This is a genomic window from Ruegeria sp. SATB027, assembly GCF_059613825.1.
The window spans coordinates 1-1,218 of the sequence record NZ_JBXWTH010000062.1; the positions used below are offsets into that span (position 1 = coordinate 1).

Sequence of the window (1,218 nt, forward strand, 5' to 3'; positions counted from 1 at the left end):
TGAGCAGCCTCATCTGACTGGTCCAAGTTGATTGTTAGTGCATCATCGGCCTGTGATCCATCGGGATGATGGTTTCAGGTGCCGGCGGGCGATAGCCCAGTGCACTGTGGGGGCGTTTTGTATTGTAGTGTCTCCTCCATTGTTCGATCAGGATTTGTGCTTCGCGCAGGCTGTAGAAGATTTCGCCGTTGAGTAGTTCGTCCCTGAACCGGCCATTGAAGCTTTCGCAGTATCCGTTCTCCCACGGGCTCCCAGGTTCAATGTAAGCCGTCTGGGCGCCAACTGCGGCGGTCCAGTCTCGGACAGCCTGGGCGACAAATTCTGGCCCATTGTCTGAACGTATGAAACAGGGTGCCCCCCGAAGTATGAACAGATCCGTCAGGGCGTCGATCACGTCGACCGAGTTCAGCTTGCGCTTCACTCTAATCGCCAGGCACTCCCGGCTGTGCTCATCAAGGATGTTCAGCGTCCGGAAGGCTTTGCCATCGTCGGTTCGACAATGGACGAAATCATAGCTCCATACATGATTGCGATACTCCGGCCTCAGCCGAACACACGAGCCATCGTTCAGCCAAAGCCGTCCTTTCTTCGGTTGTTTCACTGGCACTTTCAGCCCCTCTCGTCGCCAAAGCCGTTCAATTCGCCCATCGCTGACAGACCATCCAGCCTCTCTCAGCAATGCAGCGATCCTGCGATAGCCATATCGGCCGTATTGACGGGTCAGCTCGATCATGTCGGCCACCAATCGGTCTTCGTCTGCGCGACCTTGTGGGACACGCCGTTGCGTGGACCGGTGTTGTCCAAGCACGCGGCAGGCGCGTCTCTCGGAAACGTTCAGTTGGTTGCGAACATGGTCAATACAAGCACGACGACGAGCGGGGCTCAGTAGTTTCCCTTCGCGGCTTCCGTCAGGATCAGCTTGTCCAACGTCAGATCGGATACCGCACGTCGCAGTCGCTCATTCTCTTTCTGAAGCCGTTTCAGTTCTTTCAACTGATCTACGCCCATTCCGCCGTACTTCTTGCGCCAGCGGTAATAGGTTTGTTCAACAACGCCGATCTGCCTGATCGCATCAAGACGGGACATGCCTTGCCCCATCAGAACTTCAACCTGCCGTAACTTCGAGACAATCTCTTCGGGCTTCGGTCGCTTGTTTGCCATTCGTGGTCCTCCGTTTCCTAAACATAGCGGTGGACCAGTTCAGTGGGGGAGGCTCAG

At 55.9% G+C, this 1,218-nt stretch carries 1 protein-coding gene; it reads right to left on the reverse strand.

Annotation, left to right across the window (positions count from 1 at the left end):
• Positions 1-34: 34 nt before the first annotated feature.
• Positions 35-1,161, reverse strand: a protein-coding gene (locus tag AC2FPW_RS16900) for an IS3 family transposase (protein ID WP_480819781.1) whose coding sequence is annotated in 2 segments (ribosomal slippage) — positions 35-897 and positions 897-1,161 — 1,128 coding nt in all. Because the reading frame shifts where the segments join, the coding sequence is not laid out codon by codon here.
• Positions 1,162-1,218 lie beyond the last annotated feature (57 nt).